13 protein-coding genes and 4 pseudogenes are annotated in these 18,389 nt (G+C 60.0%); 8 read left to right on the top strand and 9 right to left on the bottom strand.

The window, feature by feature from the left end:
* Together ACVIW0_RS36340 and ACVIW0_RS36335 are read right to left on the bottom strand one after the other, a co-directional pair.
* Positions 1-1,148 (bottom strand): annotated as a pseudogene (locus ACVIW0_RS36340) (IS3 family transposase).
* A gap of 1,015 nt (positions 1,149-2,163) precedes the next feature.
* A pseudogene (locus ACVIW0_RS36335) lies at positions 2,164-2,433 on the bottom strand (transposase domain-containing protein); the annotation flags it as partial.
* A gap of 252 nt (positions 2,434-2,685) precedes the next feature.
* Here ACVIW0_RS36335 and ACVIW0_RS36330 point away from each other — a divergent pair.
* Positions 2,686-3,873, top strand: coding sequence for an IS110 family RNA-guided transposase (locus tag ACVIW0_RS36330; RefSeq protein WP_253610619.1), 1,188 nt, complete (start codon positions 2,686-2,688; stop codon positions 3,871-3,873).
* Here ACVIW0_RS36330 and tnpC read toward each other — a convergent pair.
* The 3 genes and pseudogenes from tnpC to tnpA (ACVIW0_RS36315) form a co-directional block, all read right to left on the bottom strand.
* Positions 3,844-5,283, bottom strand: a pseudogene (gene tnpC, locus ACVIW0_RS36325) (IS66 family transposase); the annotation flags it as partial. The gene ACVIW0_RS36330 and the pseudogene tnpC overlap by 30 nt on opposite strands.
* A 47-nt stretch (positions 5,284-5,330) precedes the next feature.
* The gene (gene tnpB / locus ACVIW0_RS36320) at positions 5,331-5,651 is read right to left on the bottom strand and encodes an IS66 family insertion sequence element accessory protein TnpB (protein ID WP_430642467.1); all 321 of its coding nucleotides are present in this window, start codon (positions 5,649-5,651) and stop codon (positions 5,331-5,333) included.
* Positions 5,652-5,674: 23 nt separating this feature from the next.
* A complete protein-coding gene (gene tnpA / locus ACVIW0_RS36315) occupies positions 5,675-6,076 on the bottom strand; it encodes an IS66-like element accessory protein TnpA (protein WP_253624599.1) in 402 nt (133 codons plus the stop codon).
* Positions 6,077-6,735: 659 nt separating this feature from the next.
* On the opposite strand from tnpA (ACVIW0_RS36315), the gene ACVIW0_RS36310 reads away from it, so the two are divergent.
* The 4 genes from ACVIW0_RS36310 to ACVIW0_RS36295 all read left to right on the top strand — a co-directional run bounded on the left by ACVIW0_RS36310 (position 6,736) and on the right by ACVIW0_RS36295 (position 13,321).
* Positions 6,736-6,942, top strand: coding sequence for a hypothetical protein (locus tag ACVIW0_RS36310; protein ID WP_461346269.1), 207 nt, complete (start codon positions 6,736-6,738; stop codon positions 6,940-6,942).
* 467 nt (positions 6,943-7,409) lie between these two features.
* Entirely contained in the window at positions 7,410-8,843 is a 1,434-nt protein-coding gene (locus tag ACVIW0_RS36305; protein ID WP_461346270.1) for an IS701 family transposase, read from the top strand.
* 1,117 nt (positions 8,844-9,960) lie between these two features.
* A complete protein-coding gene (locus ACVIW0_RS36300) occupies positions 9,961-11,763 on the top strand; it encodes a hypothetical protein (RefSeq protein WP_461346271.1) in 1,803 nt (600 codons plus the stop codon).
* Between the two features lie 115 nt (positions 11,764-11,878).
* Entirely contained in the window at positions 11,879-13,321 is a 1,443-nt protein-coding gene (locus ACVIW0_RS36295) for a hypothetical protein (protein ID WP_461356695.1), read from the top strand.
* 9 nt (positions 13,322-13,330) lie between these two features.
* Here ACVIW0_RS36295 and ACVIW0_RS36290 read toward each other — a convergent pair.
* From ACVIW0_RS36290 to ACVIW0_RS36280, 3 genes and pseudogenes are all read right to left on the bottom strand, one after another.
* Positions 13,331-13,531, bottom strand: a pseudogene (locus ACVIW0_RS36290) (transposase); the annotation flags it as partial.
* 255 nt (positions 13,532-13,786) lie between these two features.
* Positions 13,787-13,996: a hypothetical protein gene (locus ACVIW0_RS36285; RefSeq protein WP_461346273.1), complete on the bottom strand. Its 210-nt coding sequence runs from the start codon at positions 13,994-13,996 to the stop codon at positions 13,787-13,789.
* 178 nt (positions 13,997-14,174) lie between these two features.
* Positions 14,175-14,564: a hypothetical protein gene (locus tag ACVIW0_RS36280; protein ID WP_461346274.1), complete on the bottom strand. Its 390-nt coding sequence runs from the start codon at positions 14,562-14,564 to the stop codon at positions 14,175-14,177.
* Between the two features lie 386 nt (positions 14,565-14,950).
* Here ACVIW0_RS36280 and ACVIW0_RS36275 point away from each other — a divergent pair, with 386 nt between their 5' ends.
* Positions 14,951-15,844 carry an ArdC family protein gene (locus ACVIW0_RS36275; protein ID WP_461346275.1) on the top strand — a complete coding sequence of 298 codons (894 nt, stop codon included), beginning with the start codon at positions 14,951-14,953 and terminating at the stop codon, positions 15,842-15,844.
* A 733-nt stretch (positions 15,845-16,577) separates the two neighbouring features.
* Here the strand turns inward: ACVIW0_RS36275 and ACVIW0_RS36270 are convergent.
* On the bottom strand, positions 16,578-16,856 hold the full coding sequence (locus ACVIW0_RS36270) for a helix-turn-helix domain-containing protein (RefSeq protein WP_461346276.1): 279 nt from the start codon (positions 16,854-16,856) through the stop codon (positions 16,578-16,580).
* 679 nt (positions 16,857-17,535) lie between these two features.
* Here ACVIW0_RS36270 and tnpA (ACVIW0_RS36265) point away from each other — a divergent pair.
* Both tnpA (ACVIW0_RS36265) and tnpB (ACVIW0_RS36260) read left to right on the top strand, forming a co-directional pair.
* Complete coding sequence (tnpA, locus tag ACVIW0_RS36265) at positions 17,536-18,009, top strand: IS66-like element accessory protein TnpA (RefSeq protein ID WP_461349635.1); 474 nt, start codon at positions 17,536-17,538, stop codon at positions 18,007-18,009.
* Positions 17,990-18,343, top strand: coding sequence for an IS66 family insertion sequence element accessory protein TnpB (gene tnpB, locus ACVIW0_RS36260; RefSeq protein ID WP_028344496.1), 354 nt, complete (start codon positions 17,990-17,992; stop codon positions 18,341-18,343). Before tnpA (ACVIW0_RS36265) ends, tnpB (ACVIW0_RS36260) begins: the two co-directional genes overlap by 20 nt.
* Positions 18,344-18,389 lie beyond the last annotated feature (46 nt).

The raw sequence follows: 18,389 nt of genomic DNA, 5'->3' as shown, positions 1-18,389 counted from the left end.
TTAAGCTAATCCCACCTTGCGCTCGAACTCAACCGGGCTGAGATAGCCGATGGTCGAGTGCCTGCGGGTCGTATTGTAGAATCTCTCGATGTAGTCGCGCGTGCCTCGTCTCTGGTGCTGTAGGTTTTGCTGGCGGTGCGTTCGGTCTTGAGCGAGGAGAAGAAGCTCTCCATCGCCGCATTGTCCCAGACGTTGCCGGAACGGCTCATGCTGCAGACGATGCCATGGTCGGCCATCAGGCTCTGGAACTGCTCGCTTGTGTATTGGCTGCCCTGATCCGAGTGGTGCAACAGCGCATCCGGCTCACCCCGCCGCCAGATCGCCATCAGCAGCGCATCGGTCACCAACTGAGCCGTCATGACGGCGTTCATCGACCACCCCACCACCTGGCGTGAGAACAGGTCGATCACCGCCGCCACATAAAGCCATCCCTCGGCTGTCCAGAGATAAGTGAAGTCGGCGATCCACTTCTGGTTCGGCCGCTCGGCAGCAAACTGTCGGTCCAGCAGGTTCGCCGGCACCGTCTCGAGCTGCCGATCGCCGCTGTCCTTCGGCAAGCGCCGCCGGCGCGGCCGTGCCCGCAGGCCCTGTAGGCGCATCAGTCGTTCGATCTGGTGCAGGCCACAGTCGGCCCGTCGGCAAGCAGATCACGCCACACTCGGCGCGCGCCATAGGTGCGGTCGCTGGCCATGAAGCTGGCCTTAACCTTGCCACCGAGCTCTTCGTCGCTGCGGGATGCGGGATTTGGCGCTGGGAGAGCGGTTCAGCCAGGCATGGAAGCCCGACCGCGACACCCCCAACGCATCGCATAGCCATGCCACCGGCCAGATCGCCCGGTACTTCGCGATGAAGCCGAACTTCATGTCGCTTCCTTCGCGAAGTAGGCAGCGGCCTTTTTTAGGATGTCCCGCTCGGCTTTCAGCTTGGCGACCTCACGCCGCAGCCGTTCGATCTCCTGCTGCTCAGGCTTCATTTGCCCGTGGCCGGGAAAGGCCTGCACCGGATCGGAGCCGAACTCCTTGACCCACTTGCGCAGAACATTCTCATGAACGTCCAGGTCGCGGCCAGCTTGCACCACCGACACCTTGCGTTCCCTGACCAGCTTGACCGCCTCGATCTTGAAAGCGACCGAACTTCCGTCTCTTCATCGCCCACCTCCGGCTTCATGAAACACCTAATCTTGGTGTCCATCAAACCGGCAGCAGCTCATACCCCCTAGCTCGGTCGGTGTCTGCCCAAAATCGAAGTCGATCCCCGGACCGTCATTGGATTCAGAAGCTAATGCGGCGGTTGCGCTCTATCCACCCTAAAGCCATAAGAGATGTGAGGCGACGCACGACCAAGAAACGGCCGACGTGACTGACCCCACACCAGCCAACATCGGCGCCCGATATTGCCCGCCGGGATGAGCTTCTCGCGAGAGATGATCGAACTCAGCCGGCGACGTTCAACGCCAAAATTGCGATGACCGCGGTTACGACTGCGACTGTCATGGTAGCCGTCTCGAAGCCGACCCCCAGTTTTTGTTCTCACTGAAGGCCCACCACAAAAGAGTCGATCCAAAAAGGATAGAGGCGCCGCCGTTAACGAAAGCGCGATGAGCGCGGATATCGACAACGTAAGAAGTAAGAACGGCTATTCCCAGGATCAGAAGCGCTGATCCTGTTATCGCCGTCAAAGCAAATGAGCCATCTTTTCTGAGTCCGAGCATCACTCCTACTCCCATGATTGATCAGATTGGCGACGCGTCCTGATACAACTTTGGGGGTATCTCCACTACGCCGAATGTAGAGAGCTTGACAGTCCAAAGCGTACGGTAGAGGCCGCCAATTATCTGGGCACTACCATCTAGCGAGGCGCCGCACCGAAAAGCTGCTCGCCGAACTATCTCTAATATGGTCCGCGAGAGGCAAACGCCGTCGCGTGCGGACATTTCGTCGAATGGGTTTTTCCGACGACCCCTGCGCGTAAACCTCGTCGCGTGCAGGCGTCGTACTCGTCTGCCAGCCTGCACTTCGATGGTCCGCGCGACCGCTGCGATCAGCATGGGATATCTTTGTCTTCGCCAATGGGTCAGATAGGCGTACCGTACGCATACGACGAAGACCGCCTGATTGACGCTGCGCGCGGGCACAGTGAGCTCTATGATCGGTTGGGTGATGGTCAGGCGGCCTGCTGACCGGCGGGCTTATCGGCCTGGCGCAGGAGCTTCCATTCCCAGGGCAGCAGTTCGTGCAGACGCGATGCGGGAAGATCGGCGATGCGGGCAAGGACGTCGGCGAGCCAGGCTTTCGGATCGACGTCGTTGAGACGACAGGTCGTGATCATCGTCAACATGATGGCGGCACGGTCGGCACCACGCTGGCTGCCGGCGAAGGTCCAGTTGCGCCTTCCCAAGGCGATGCCTCTCAATGCGCGCTCAGCACAATTGTTAAAGGGCATGATGTTTTCAGCGCTCAAACCCGGTGGAGAGGACTGGTCGTCCGGATTAGTCTGTCGAAGCCGGGATAGGGGCGCTGGAGCACGAAACGGTGGCAGGCCGCCATGACCATGAGCTGTGAGCTCGCTTTGTTACTTGGCCGCCCCCTACGACTTGCCCGGCTGCGCTGCGAGCGCGGATCCGTAGATGTCGTGCAAGCCACTGGCTCCTAAGACAAAGGAGAACCAAGCATGCAAATCGTTGGCATGGATATCCACCGATCGTTCGCCCAGGTGGCGATCCTGGAGGACGGAACAATAATCCGACAGCTCCGCGTAGAGCTCGTTCACGATAGGCTTGTCGCCTTCGCCAAGACACTCAGCCTCGAGGATGAGGTGGTCATCGAGGTGACGGGCAACAGCGCCGCGGTCGAACGTCTTCTGCGCCCGCACGTTAAGCGCATCGCGGTCGCCAATCCGAGGCTCGTTCGGGCGATCGCCTATGCGCGAGTCAAAACGGACAAGGTCGATGCTGGGACCCTGGCAAAGTTGCATGCTGCCGGCTTCTTGCCGGAGGTCTGGGTTGCTGACGAGGACACCTACAGCCGCCGGCGCCAGATGGCCGAGCGCGCTGGCGTCTTGGCGCAGATCATCCGGATCAAAGGACGCATGAAGGCTATCCTGCATGCCAACCTTATCCCGCCCTACAAAGGCTATCTGTTCGGCAAGCGCGGACAGCATTGGCTGGACAGTCTGCCTCTTCCACCGGAGGAGCGTGCAATGCTCTGGCGTCTGATCGCGGAACTCGAACGCGTGACGAAGCAACTGTCGGAGATCGACAAAGTCGTGGCCGAGCAGGCTCTGGGCGATCCACGGGCCCTCAAGCTGATGACGATCCCCGGCGTGAGTTCGGTTGTCGCATCGAGTGTACTGGCCTCCATCGGCGACATTGCACGCTTCCCGTCGCCGGATAAGCTCAGCAGCTATTTCGGGTTGACTCCGCGGGTTCGGCAGTCAGGCGAGCACCCGGCACGGCATGGCCGGATCTCGAAGCAGGGCAACCGTGACGCCCGCAAGATGCTAGTTGAGGCGGCGTGGTCAGCCAAGACGGCGCCGGGTCCGTTGCGAGCATTCTTCAACCGCACGCAGAAAAAGCACGGGGCCGGGGTCGCAGCCGTTGCGACGGCGCGCAAGCTCGCAGTCATGATCTGGCACGTCCTGACGACCGGGAAGGACTACGCTTACGCGCGGCCAGCGTTCACGGCAATGAAACTCCGGAAGGTGGCTCTAAAGGCTGGGGCTCCCCGTGCCTACGGCAAGGCTGGCCCGGGCCGGGACTATTGGATCAAGGAAATCCGCGAACGGGAAGCTGGTTACGTCGCACGCGTCGAACAGGCCTACGAACGCATGGTGGCTGCCTGGAAGGAAAAACCAAAAAAAGTTGCCACGAACTGAAGGTAAGGACTTCTCAACACCATCCGTGGTCAAGCAGATCCTGCCATCGTCGAGGAAGCGGCCGAAGTCGTCCCAGCGCCTGAGCATGTAATTCATAGGCTTCAGGACCTCGGAGGAGCGAGAGAGGGTTTCGCGCTCGCGCAACAACCAGGCGTGCATGTCCCCGAGGAGCGGCTTGCTCTTTTCCTGGCGCACGGCGCGCCGCTCGTCGGCGCCGCGGCCGTTGATGGCGCGCTCGATCTCGAACAACGCATCGAGGCGTCTGACCGCCTCCAGCGCGATCGGAGAGACCGGTTTGCCCTTCTTACCTTCCCGGGCATTTTTCTCGATGTCAGCCAGCTCGAAGAAGCCCCGCCGCGCATGGGCAAAGCAAAACGCCGGCGTGATCGGCAGCACCTTCTTCTGCGGGTCGAACAGCGGCTCGAAGCCGTTGTAGCAATCGGCTTGCAGGATACCGGCGAAGACGGCCAGATGCTTCTGGGGATGCTCGCCTCGTCGGTCGCTCGAGGCGTAATAGACCGCCGCCGGCGGCGCAGGCCCGGCGAAGGGCCGGTCATCCCGCACATAAGTCCAGATCCGCCCGGTCGTGCACTTGCCCTTCGCCAGGATACGGATGGTGGTGTCATCGCCATGAAGGCGCTCGGCCGCGAGCACATGGCGTTCGATCAAGTGGAAGAGCGGCATGACGGCGAAGGTCCCGTGGCCGACCTGGTCGGCCAGCGTCGACAACGGCAGGTCGATCCCCTCGGCCTTGAAGCGCGCACTCTGGCGGTTGAGCGGGATATGCATGCCGAACTTGTCGAACAGGATCGTCGCCAGCAATTGTGGGCCGATGAAGCCGCGCGGCGTCGCGTGGAACGGCGCGGGCGGCTGGCTGATCTTCTCGCAATCGCGGCAGGTGAACTTCTCGCGTACCGTCTCGATCAGCTTGAAGCGGCGCGGGATCTCCTCCAGCGTCTTGGTCACATCCTCACCGATCTTCGCCAGCCGCGATCCACCGCAGCAGGCACAGGTCGTTGGAGCCTCAATGACGACGCGCTCGCGTTCGATGTCATCCGGCCATGGCTTGCGCACCGGCCGCTTGCGCATGAAGGGGCGAACGTTCTGCGTCTTCGCCGCTGCGGCCTGCGCGGCAAGCTCATCCTCGCTCGCTGTGGTGACGAGTTCTTCGAGCTCCAACTCCAGCTGCTCGAGCAGCCGTGCCGAGCGCTCGGAGCGCTGCCCGTACAGTTCGCGTTTGAGCTTCTCGATCCGCAGCTCGAGATGCGCGATCAGCGCCTCGTTGTCCGACAGCTCCGCCTGTGCACTGGCAGCCACCGCCTCGGCTCGCAGCCGCGCCTCACGCTCGGCCTGCAGCGCCGCCAGGGCACTCGCAAGGTCCGATGGAAGATCGTCCGGCTTCGATATCATGAAGCCATTGAATCAGATCACATAGCAGATTCAAACCGTAAAAGCGGCTATCCGACCCGCGTCGGCCGATGGGTTTCTTGAGGGTTACGCCAATCGATCCCGGACAGCAGATAGCTCAACTGCGCCGGCGAGATCGTTACCGATTCACCGGCAACCGATGGCCAGATGAACTTTCCTCTCTCGAGTCTTTTTGTGAACAAGCAGGCTCCCTGGCCATCGTGCCAGATCGCCTTCACAAGATCGCTGCGGCGACCGCGGAAGACGAACAGATGACCGCTGAGCGGGTCTTTGTGCAGCACCTCCTGCACTTGGAGTGCCAGCGACGGAAAGCCTCTGCGCATATCCGTGTAGCCTGTCGCGAGCCACACTCGCACATTCCCCGGTATCGCAATCATCGGCGTCCAAGCACATCGAGGACCCGCGCCAGCGCCTCCGGATCGACGTGCGCATCCACCCGGATGCACCGTCGGTTGCCGAGATCGATCTCTATCAATCCAGTACGCGCGGCTGCCACGGAGCGAACTCGGCCATCAACCGTAGGCAAAAGCTTCGGAGTTTCCTCAGCCGATGCCGCTACGGCGGCGATCTGCACCGGCGTAAAAGATGGTACAATTTGTTCCGATGTCCGTGCTTGTCGACGCCAGGTAAACACCAGGCTGGCCGCTACTCCGTTGCGACGCGCAACCTCAGTCACCTTCGCGCCCGGCGCCAACGTCTCCTCGACAATCCGTGCCTTGTCGTCCTGCGACCAGCGCCGCCGCCGCTCCAGCCCGCCCAAAACCTCGACCCGCATCGCCTGATGACCTTAAAGCTAGACTTAAGGTCACACGCTTCGCGAATTACCACCCGTCACGCAAGACGGCCCCTGTCGGATGCGTACGGCGTACCCGCCGTGCGCAATCTCTATTCGATAGCCATGAACCAAGCCGCGATCGCCTCCTATTCGGAGTCGTCTACGGGTTTGGTTGCATGCGAATTGCGATAATTGGAAAAAGCATGATCTGAAGGAGGAGGAGATTTTGATGCAAAAGTATTTTAGTCAGCACTTTCAGGGCTTGGTCCGAAGGTGTATCCGGAGCAGGTGGCGCCAGAATAATCTGTGCATCGCTATGGTGTTCTTATTCCCGCCTACACCAACTGCGGCGGCCTTACGGCACGACGTGAAGCATTATTATCCCGACCAGCAGAGCCGCACCTAAGACCGCAATGCCAATACAGATGCGAGCCGCAGTTGAGTAAGAATGGAGGTGTGGTTGTTCGACCATGCCGCGCTCCTCTTCAAGCATCTTTGCTGACTTCTTTAGCTCGGCCGCCCGAGGATGAATAGCGGATGAGTGGCTAGGTAGCGACGGCCCCCCAGAGTAGGTAGGAGCCTGATCCAATGTTGATGCTGTACCTTCAAACGTCGTTAGCCGTCACCGGCTGGTCGCCGTGGAGCATCAGGATCTGTCGATGTCTAAAAAGACTGCCAGCTTGCGCCCCGACGTTAGGAAGCGCATCGCCCAGATCGAAAGTATGACGCTGGTCCAGATTCAACGGGTCATGATGGATTGTGTGTCCGATCGTTCTGCTGGCAGGATGACGACATGTGAGGGCAATGCGCTGCGCCGAGCACTGAACAAACGGGTTAGCATCCTCAGACGAGAATTTGTCACGTAAGAGTCGCGAGCTGGTCAGGCAAGGCACTGACGTTGCACAGCCGTAGCACACGCATTTAGCTGGGGGAGCCTAGATAAATGAACTCTTCTAGGTGGGAGTTGCCAGGCAAGCGATTTACCCGATGGTCTAAGCTGGACGACCTGCGGGTAAACGAACTGTGGGAAGCCGGGCGAACGACGAAGGAGATTGCGAGTGAGCTAAAGCGCAGTGAGTCGGCAATCAGAGCCCGGGTCGCCACCCTTGCACGCCTAAAGAAACGACCCACGGTGGTGGATTAGGATGAAGAGGAGCGGCGTCTTTTATGTGGGCTCCCTTGCTCTCGGCGATCATTGCCGGCTAGTGACGACATGGGGCGAACTCGGCGCATCCGCCCCTTTGTGCGCCCCGCATTAGTCTGACTGAGTCACAAAACAGCCGGCTAGAATCAATGATGGTTGCAGCATGGACCATTAGCCGATGAGGCCGACATGAGCGCGCGTGGCACGAAGACGAGCGAGAAGCGATTTGAGGCGTATTTGGACGGGCTTGCCAGTGTCATCGGTCATGCTGATCGGAAGGCGCCGCTGCGCAACTATTGCGTCGGCCTGATGGCCTGTGGCGGTCGCAAGAGCGTGGAGCCGATGGCGGCGGTGACGGCTCCGGAGCGGACGGCGGCCCAGCATCACTCGCTGCTGCATTTCGTCGGCAGCGGCGCCTGGTCGGATGAGAAGGTGCGGGGCAAGGTACGCGAGATGGTCCTGCCGGCGATTGAACGCCAGGGCCCCATCGAAGCCTGGATCATCGATGACACCGGATTTCCCAAGCAGGGGCGACATTCGGTCGGAGTTGCACGGCAATATTGCGGGCAGCTCGGCAAGCAGGATAATTGCCAGGTGGCGGTGTCGCTGTCGATTGCCAACCACCACGCCAGCTTGCCTGTCGCTTACCGCCTTTCTCTTCCGAAGGAATGGACTGCGGACCGCGATCGGCGGCGCAAGGTGGGCATTCCCGCCGAAGTCGGCCAGACCAAGCCGGAGATCGCGCTGGAGCAGTTGCGGTGGGCCTGTGCGAGCGGCCTTCCACGCGGTGTCGTGCTGATGGACGCTGGCTATGGCAACAACAGCGACCTGCGCACCGAGATCACGGCGCTGGGATTGACCTATGTGGCGGTTCTTCTGTCGAGCACGACGGTATGGGCGCCCGGCACCGGTCCCTTGCCGCCGAAGCCATGGTCGGGCCGCGGCCGTCCACCAAAACTGATGCGCCGCAACCGTCAGCATCAGCCGACCACCGTCAATTCGCTCGCGATCGGACTGCCGGGCCAAGCTTGGCGCACCATAACGTGGCGGCAAGGAACGAACGAAAAACTGACCTCGCGCTTTGCCCGCGTGCGGGTTCGTGCCGCGCATCGTGATTATTGGCAAACCACCCGGCGATTGGAGGAATGGTTGCTGATCGAATGGCCGAAAGGCGAGGACCAGCCAACCAAATACTGGCTTTCGACATTGCCGGAAGATGTGGCATTCCGGACTCTCGTTGAGACGGCTAAATTGCGCTGGCGCATCGAACGTGACTATCAGGACCTCAAGCAGGAGGTCGGGCTCGGTCACTTCGAGGGACGCGGCTGGCGCGGCTTTCATCATCACGCAACGATGTGCATTGCGGCCTACGGATTCCTGATCTCCGAGCGGGAGACGATTCCCCCCTCAAGCGCTCGGCGCGCCCGGCCGATCCCGCTCAATCGCATTCCCGCAGATTACAGACCCCGCAGATCTGCCGCTGCGGACCCAACGTCACATTCCAAATTCGATCGCGACGATGCGACGACGGCTCGAACATGGGCTCGTCCAAATGCTGTCGAGATGTCCTTGTTGTGCGATCAAGTTCGACCACTACACAGATCATCGTTTGTGACGCAGTAAGATTAGGTAGGCGACATGAAAACAGCAGGTCCGAGCGGCGTCAGCTGCGGTCGCGTTCGCTTACCATCGCCGCTGCGATGTCATCGGCGTGTACGAACGCGAAACCAAAACGTGCAACGAGATTAGCGTCGCCGTATGCGGAACACGAGTGGACGGATACGACCACGACAGTGAATGCCAGGTCAGCGGTTTGTTACCATACTTATATCACCACGGCGCGAAGTCGCCTTGGATATTGAGCCCTGGGACGTCGGAGATATGGATCGGCTATGAGGACGACACGTCGTCCTTCTTCTCGGTGAAAATCATTAGCGGTCACGTTCAGGTATTTGATTGCCGCCTAGTCCTGAACTTCACATACACAATATGGTGGAGAACCGCGCAATCCGATAGCTGTTGATACCCCTCGGTTTGCTGAGCCGGGTGATTTCTACGGAGGACTTAGGCCGGAACGACGTCGAACTGGAGAGCTGCGAGGCGGCCGGCGACGCTGGAGCTGGCGTCCAGCGTCTCTCGTTTCCGGCGCTCCAATAGCTTGACGGCAGAAGCGCTTCTGGCCCAGATCGCCATCGCCAAATATGCCAATGGCGAGCCGCCTTACCGCCAGAAGTAGGCGAACACATTCACGCCGTTTCGCTCCCACAGAAGCTAATTCAACGGAATGTGCAATCGCCACGCGCTCGCCATCGACATCTCGACGTACAGGTAGGCGATGGCTTTCGATATCAGCAATCGCCTCCGTTCCGGCCCGGTGCGTGAACCGCACCAAGTTGCTGATTCAACTGTTGTGAACCCTTGGCATTCGCGGCGGAGGCGAATGAACGCCTCCCGGTTTTGGTAGTAGTCCAAATGAGTGCCAGCAGCTAGCGTCTCAACGATCCGTAGAACACTTCGGACCCCGAAGTTGCCGCGATATGCTAAAACGTTATTTCGAATCGAAGGACCCTAGAGTCCACCATAATGGCGGAGCCAATCTGGTCAGGCCCCGCGAATGACAGCTTAGAAGACAGAGAGGTTTGTCGTCGACCGCCCGGTTTAGAAAGCCGAGGCATATACGCACACACAATCACCTGCGAATGCGATACAAACCGCGGCGAACCGCGGAGGAGATCAGGTTATGGAGATCACCAATTTCGGACTCCCTGCCTTCATCGAGGACTTTCCGCCGAATAGTCCCGAATATGCCGACCTGAGCCATCGTTGGACCATCAACGTCAACGGCTGGATCCAGCAGGCGACTCCTGATCCAGCCTATTACTTCTACAATCCACTCTACACTGATATCCCTTTGGGCACGGAAGCAGTGTTGGTCGAATGGGTGGCGTTTCCGGGTCGACTTGACCAGTACTATTCCAAGACGCCGCCAGTCAGTCCACCGAACCCATACAATCTCCTCCAGACCCAGGTTTATGAACTGGCCGACACCGGCTATTACGATGCCGGTCGGAAAACGTTCGAGAACATTCCGGCGACGCTCTGTCCGCAGGCCGATTGGGGCGAAACGCTGAAGACGTTCGGACCATACGGCCCGCGCGGCTGGCTCGACGAATATTGCGAATGGTCGACGGTGCGCGATGGCGACGGCAATCTTGTCCGGGTCGATTTTGCCTGCGAAAACCCTGAGTACTGGAATACGATGTGGAAGGTGTCACAGGAGCGGGTGCGCGAGCTCTACGAACAGACGCTTAACCAAGGGGCGCCAGTCGTAAACCAGATCAAGGTCACGCTCGACGACCTTACCCTGTTGGATTCGAGTGGCAATCCCGTGATTGATCCTGACACCGGCGAGCGCGCGTACAATCCGCTCAACAAATGGAATTCGGGGCCGATTGCAACGCGCGGCGGCGCCGATCCGTATGGCGGGGTTATGCATCTCACCAGCACGCCGAATACCTTGCAGACCGAGCTCGGCCTCGCTGGCGCCGCCACGATGCAATACGTGCCGCCCCAGTTTCAAAGCGATCCGGCCAGTCGTAACAGCGATTCCCAGGCGCTGATCTGCTGCGGCAACTACGGCCAAGCATATCGCCACAGCGATCCAACCATCGGCCAGACCGTCAATCAGGTGGTAGGCGGGCAATATGCTGGCGTGCCACTGCGCGCCTGCCTCGCCAATCCGGTCGGGCTCTATATCCAGGTGCCGGATTCGTCGAGATTCGCCTTTGGGCCCAACATCGAGGTCGGCGTCGACGTGCCCGGCGACGCCAAACCAATCGACATTTACCAGATTCTGCGTGGCTCGGCCGAGGTCGTCGATCCGGTCAGTGGGGCACCGTTCCGCGGCAACATGGTGCTACATGCGGCCGTGCAGATTCCAGGGAACTGGCTCGCCATGAATCCGAATCTAACGCTGGCCGACATGCTGATTAACGGTCAGCCAATTCAATGGGCCGGTCAAATTGCGAACCAATTTAAGGTCGGCTTGTTCGCTCGGCCGCTGTCGGCGGACCGGGCGGCGCCGCTCGCCGATTGCTCCAGCACGACACCGACGCCCGGCGCGCCACTGCAGTGCGTGTGGGCGGGCTTGTGGGACGCAATGAGCGAAGTCAATGAGCCGTGTCCGACCGGCGCCAAGATGCCGCTCACCAGCAACAGCACCTTCATCGCGCCCTGGCTGCCGGCTGACGGTTCGGCGCAGAACCTCGTGCTGACCTGCAATCCGACCAGTGAGCCGGTCTCGGTACAGGTCCAGCTTGCCGACGGCTCGGGGCCGGATCCGAGCATTGCGGTTACCCTTCACAGCGCGACGCCAACCTTCTACGCGGTGCCGGGCAATTCGTATCCAGGCAATTACACGGCACTTGCTGTCACCGTAACGGTGCCGAGCGGCGCCACCACCGGCCTGCGCGGCATCCAGATCATCCAGACCATCAGCAAAACCGTACTGGCTCTTCCGGCCGCGGTCTACATCAGGGACTAGGGCCATGGCATACTGCTCGCGGACACTGGTCCTCGCCGCCGCTCTGTTCGCATTCGCGCGCGGCGGTCCGGCGCTGGCGCAGCCGACCGACGCCAATCCCTGCGGTGCCATCGGCGTGACCCAGGTGCAGCCGAAGGCGATACTGCCAACTTATTTCAGCGCCGCCTCGAAGAATCAGATCGCAGCAGACTGCTTCGCCTGGCAGGAGTTCATTTACCTCAACTGGAAGGCCGACCCGAAGGTTTCGGGGACGCCGGATGCGAATACCCCGTGGTCGAGTTTCGGCATGCCGGAAGATACCTCGGCGACGGTCTGGGAAAGCTTCCTCTCGGCGAGCCAGGCGTTCACGCAATCGGACGCACGCGCCAAATCGGCTTGGCATGACAAGCGTCCGTCAACGAAAATGCTGTTCAATGTGTCGAAGCTCGGAGACGCTGTGCTCGAAAACATCGGCCAGGCTGGCAATGGCAAATGGATCACCGACCAGCGCGGCGTTCCGGCGTTCTATGAGATCCTGTTGAACGAGGACGAGTACGCCTACATCACCACCAATGTGTTCGACGATTTGGATCTCACCACATTCGCCGGCCAGCGCGCCTGCGCCTCGCAGCAGGGCCAGAGCGGACGCGGCGGCTTCAATCTGCCAGCCGGAAATGCGCTAGGCAACACAGACGTCGACTGCAAGGGCAAGGTCACTACCTATGGCCAAGGCGTCGGCGCCATCGAGATCAAGGCCGCCTGGGTGGCGCTGCCCTCGGACGGTTCGCTCAACTACCGTTACAAGACGACGTTGGCTGAATACACCTTGCCTGGCGGAAAGCCTGTTCAGGCGACCATGGGCCTCGTCGGCCTGCATATCATCCACAAGGTGCCGGGCGCCAACCAGTTCGTTTGGGCAACCTTCGAGCAGATTGACAATGATCCCGATGACAACAATGGCAATCCGGTCGCGCCAACCTTGCCGCGCAATCCCAACCAGAAGCAATCTCCGGGCTATACGTTCTTCAATACGAACTGCAACCCGCAGACCGATATCTATTATCGCTGCAAGCCCAACACCCCGCCGGGCGACGCGTGCACAATTGGCAAGCCGCCGACGCCAGACTGCTTTCCCTATTCGGCGCCGATGCAGATCACCCGCATCACGCCGGTGGACTCGCAGGCGAATTCCGTCACTGATTATGCTTGGAAAATCCTGCCGGCGGATTCGGTGTTCAACTATTACCGTCTGATCGACGTGCAATGGCCGAACAGCCCGCAGCCAGTACCGCCGCAGAGCACTGTACCGCTCTCGACCGGCGACATCACGCCGTCGAGCGCCAGTCACATCGTCGCCAACACCACCCTTGAGACCTACTTGCAGACCCAGAAGTCATGCATGGATTGCCATCAATCCGCCAGGATAGGCAATCCAACGCAGCAAATATTTGCTAAAGTTGCCGGCCGCCGGGTGCGCCGCGTCCTGGTCGAGCCGCCAAAAGCGCGAATGGGTGCAACTGATAATCCGGATTACGCGTCCGATTATTCCTTCGTATTTACTGTGGAAACGAACCGATGAGCTGAGAGCAGTGTGATGCTGGGCTGCCGTCCGCTCCGGAGCCGTCACCGCCGCCATCGGCTCCACGCTCTTGCGACCGCCACAGGCCATCAGGCCGACGCAATAGTTGCGCAGCGGCGCCTTCCGATCAGCATGACCGATGACACTGGCAAGCCCTTCCAAATACGCCGCAAATCGCTTCTCGCTCGTCTTCGTGCCACGCCCGCTCATGTCGGCCTCATAGGCTAATGGTCCATGCTGCAACCATCATTGATTCTGGCCGGCGGTTTTGTGACTCAGTCAGACTAGAGCGTTTTCCGATCGCGTTGCGTCGTATCCAGCGGCGGCGAGATAGTTGGACATTCCTCGGGTGAGAAGCGTTTGAGAGCATTAGCGATTGCTTGCCGGAGATCAGGCATGGTGCGCGCGGCAGCGGAGCGCAACAGCGCCTTCAATTTAGAGAAGGGCTGACCTGCCACTGAACTTTCATCCAGCGGGAGTTAGAGTCTCGGTGTTTTTGGCCGCTACGCCTTCAAGAAACTCGATGATGAGGTCTTTGCCGAGTATTCCCTTGTGATCGAGGAATTTGATCAGTCCCACCAGGGTAATCTTCTGCACAAGCAGTAGCGCGAATGTTTCAATGTTTCGCTGTCCATCTTCAACTCCGAGCCGCGACAGGACAGTATCAGCCAGCACGGCGGTTTAGCTATCGGCGTCGTTCGCGAGAACCACTTCCCCGGAGGCCTGGACCGAAATGTCCTTGCTCCGCTTCGGCGGCAGGCGAGTTTGGCTCTATCCAGCCCGTTCCCGCGACGGGCCTCTGGTTTAAATTGGTCTGTACGTCAGGGAGCCCTATTGGGCTCCCTGAACTTCGCTAATAGGCCAGCGGATTGATGTGTCGCGACGGGGGATGAAGAAGCTTGTTGAGTTGGTTTCGGAGAAGGCGAGCTCTCAGTCGTTCGTCTTTCGTCTCCCGGTAGAGCTTCTCATCCTCCGCGTCATAACGACGGTTCTGTTGCAGAGCCAGAACGTATCCTGTTCGCAACCCCGCCGCAGCATCATCCCGCGCGGTCTTCGCTGTAGACGCAGCAGCCCACATCTTTTCTCCGATAGCGCGCTCGAGCTTTTCGGCGGCAGTCGCTGAGATGACACGAGCCAGCGCAGAACGCCGCGCGTGGATGCCAAAGAAACGCACACAACCATAGGCGCAGCGAAAGTTGTCTTTGGGCGACGCGAAAGCCGCCCGCTTGCGGAAAATGTTCATTGAAGATGTCCCTCATGATTGAAGTGATCTCCTATGAACCTCGCCACCCCTACTTCCTGACACTCGGCTTTATGCCCTGAATTCCCGCGATTGGCGGCTCAGGTCATGAGTGCAGCGCTGACGCTCGGTCCTCCAAACCAGCCAGCGAGCGCCTCAAACGTGCGGCATTTTGTCGATCGCGGCCGAGACACGTCGCCGCGCGATATCGCCAGCTGAATGCCCGGTCTCCCGATCGCGGCCGGCCTTGCCCGCGTTGACCTGACGCAGAGCGCCATGCGCCGCAAGGGGCAAGCCCTCGCGCAAGCGCGCCCTTCGGGTGCGGCCCCTGTCTCTCCGCGTCTCTCCGGTCACCGGCAAGGCCGAGCGCCGCCAGAACAGGAGAGACCATGAGCAACAATCGCTTCGATATTCATCAGCACATCACCGACCGCATCGTCGCTGCTATCGAGGCCGGGACCGACAAATGGCAAATGCCGTGGCATCGCGGCAGCGGCAGTCGCCGGCCCGTCAACGTGGCGTCCGGCAATCCCTACAACGGCGTGAACATTCTGGCATTGTGGATCGAGGCGCAGGTCCACGGCTACGGCTCGCATCTCTGGGGCACCTACCGACAATGGGCCGGCAAGGGCGCCATTGTCAGGAAGGGCCAGAAAGCCTCCTACGTCATTTTCTACCGGCAGATTGAGATCGAAGCCGACGATACCGATCAAAACGATCCCAGACGGCGGCTGGTCGCACGGGCAACGCCGGTATTCAACGCCGACCAGGTCGATGGCGACCGCACCGCTGAAGACAAGCCGCAAAGTGCGTTCCCACCCGTTGCTTCCGTCGACGGCTTTGTCGCCGCAACTGGCGCAATCGTGAGAAGCGGCGGTCGTCGCGCATGCTTTTTCCCCTCACGCGACGAGATCCATATGCCCGAAAGCTCCATGTTTACCGGTTCCGCGACGTCATCTGCAAGCGAGGCATACTACTCGACGCTGCTACATGAACTCGTTCACTGGATGGCACCGGCCCATCGCTGCAATCGCGACCTGTCCGGTCGCTTTGGTCGCGACTCCTACGCGATGGAGGAACTCATCGCCGAGCTTGGCGCAGCATTCCTCTGCAGTGAACTCAACGTCTGGGTTGAGCCACGCGCGGACCACGCGCAGTATCTGGCGCACTGGCTCTCCGTGCTTAGAGCCGATAAGCGGGCGATCTTCACAGCCGCTTCAAAGGCGTCCGAAGCCAATGCCTACCTTGCCAATCTGGCGACACCAATTGCCCAGCCGACGTGAGCGCTCAAACCGCGTGGCGCGCACTATCACCGAAGCAACGCGCCACGTTGCAGCGCACCAAGCCGACCAAGCCTCATCTCGATGAGTGGTCCTGTCTTTACGCCAGCGCCGCACCTGCTACTTTGGCCGGATCAAGCTACCGGCGCGCGTCGCAACGAGGAGGTCCTTTGCCGAACAAAAGCCGTGCTGACGAGGTGGCCCAAAGCGCCCGTATCTTGAAGGCATTCCGGTCGCTGCAGCATCCTGCCGACCGACGACGGGTAATCGAATTGGTTGAAGCCATGTCGACAGCCAACGACGCGCCGAGCACGCCGCATCCACCCGCGGGCCAACGAGAGTCCTGAGCCTGCATCTTTGCCGTCTGCGCGTTTCTCACTTGTCTGACGCGCAGTGCGCCCTACTTGAGCGGGCACCAGACCTCTGCGAACTCGACGCTCCATGGTGTGGATTTGCTGCGAGGCATGGCGCTAACATAATAACCACAACAAGAGGGGCGATGCCATGATCCTCGTGCGGCTCGCTCGTTGCTTGGTGGCGTCGGATGCAGGTCTTCTTTGCATCCAACCTCTGTCTCAAATAACGAGAAGAAAAAGGGGCCGTACGAGCGACCCCTTCCTCCTATAACCGCGAGTGCGACGCCCCTCTTGTGAGTCGATTGGACATGCCCCTCAACCGCGCTACTAAAACGACTTAAGACAAACGCTTGCATTGCGATTTCGCGGCGTGTGTATCGCTACTCCTTCTTACGACGGAGACGCGGCTTCGGCCGCCCGGGCGAGGTCTTGAGAATGTCGGCACAGCCGGAGGGCTCGATAAAGAGCTCGGACGGCTCAACGCCGAGCGTTGCGGCAATACGATCGATGACATCAATCGTTGGGTTTTTCAATTGCCGCTCGAGACCCGCCAAGTAGGAACGGTTGATCCCGGCCGCGCGAGCCAACTCTTCTTGCGAAAGGCCCCTTTTTAGGCGGATCCGCCGGACGTTCCAGGCCAGTGTCGCGCGAGGTTTCATGGTCAAAACATTACCATGCGCTCGGCCGGTTAAAACACTGGCTATAGCCCACCATTTAAACCCCAGACCACATTCTTGCTACTTAGTGTCGACGACATCGAACATGGATGCCTGATCATGCATGTCATCCACCAGCGGCGAACCCGGCTCGACCGTGCGCTCAGATCTAAACGTTTGTATGTATTGGATAGATGCCTCAGATCGATTAGGAATATCAGCAGCCAAGGACAACTGCTGCGCAGCACGCCAGCCGCTGCGATAACTGTTTAAGTAAAAGTAATTCCTTGATCGCTGATGCGCACCGAACTTAGTCGCGAGAGCCGCAACCAGGCTATCTGATTTCAACTCAACCGACTGCGTTCCCAACCAGCGTTCGAAATTGACGTCGAAGATCCGCCTTGCACCTCGCTAGGCGCGAGGGCCAGCCGCGACCGGACTCGGCAGGAAGGTGCGGATTCTGGATGGAAGAACACCGACAGAGCCTTTCCGATGTCCGTTCATGTTGTCGCTGATAGCCATGCCAAGCTTGGCGCCATTTCCGGTATCCTGGCCCACGAACACAGCGTTACGGCCGAATAGCTCGCCAACGGCGCTACCGTAAGCGCGAATTTCTCCGCACCTTTTGCTTTTGAGTGCTCTGATGCATGAGGTGTCCACCAAAATAGGTGGACACCTTGTGATGGCAGCGGACGATCAGAAACTGCGGGTCAGACTTGTTGGCCGGAACGGTCGCCGGCGCTACGAGGCGGCATCGAAAGAGCGTCTTGTCACGGCCTGCCTTGAGCCTGGGGTTTCGGTATCGAGGCTTGCACTCGAACATGGGGTCAACGCGAACCTGCTTCGGAAGTGGATCAAGAAGCACACCGCGACCAGGTCGCTGCCGCCGTCCTCACGCCCGGCGTTCATCCCGGTTCAGCTTGAGGGGGCCGCCGATCGAGCCCTGTCGCGGCAAGACAGCGTGGCGACGGTGGATTTGCCGGCGACTTGCGATGAAGTGCGTGGTTCGGAACCCAAAGGGACTCCAGCTTTTTGTTCTCCGGCCAAAGTGAGCGTGTCGCTGCCGAACGGCGTGAAGCTCGCGCTGGAATGCGGCGATGTGGATGCATTGACGGCGATCATCGGAGCACTGGGCCATGTTCAGACTGGGCGGTGACCTGCAGGTCTATCTGCACCGTGAGCCGATCGACTTCCGGGCTGGCATCAACAGCCTTGCGGTCCTGGTCCAGGAGACGATGGCGCTCGATCCATTCACGCCGGCGGTTTTTGCGTTCTGCAATCGCCGTTGCGACCGGATGAAGTTGCTGTTCTTCGACCGGTCCGGCTTTGTGCTGGTCCTGAAGCGGCTGACCGAGGACAAGTTCCGATGGCCGCGCCGCCAGGAGGCGGTCGTCCGGCTTACGACCGAGCAATTGCACTGGATCCTTGATGGCATCGATATCGATGCGATGGTCCGCCATCCGGTGCGGCACTATCAGGTTGCCGGCTGAGCTCTCGAGTTGAGCGGTTGACGCGTCGGTACGGTTCAGATTCAAG

The sequence above is a fragment of the Bradyrhizobium sp. USDA 4454 genome, assembly GCF_054822705.1.
Note: the sequence above shows the minus strand (reverse complement) of the source record. Positions and strands in the feature narration are given on the sequence as shown.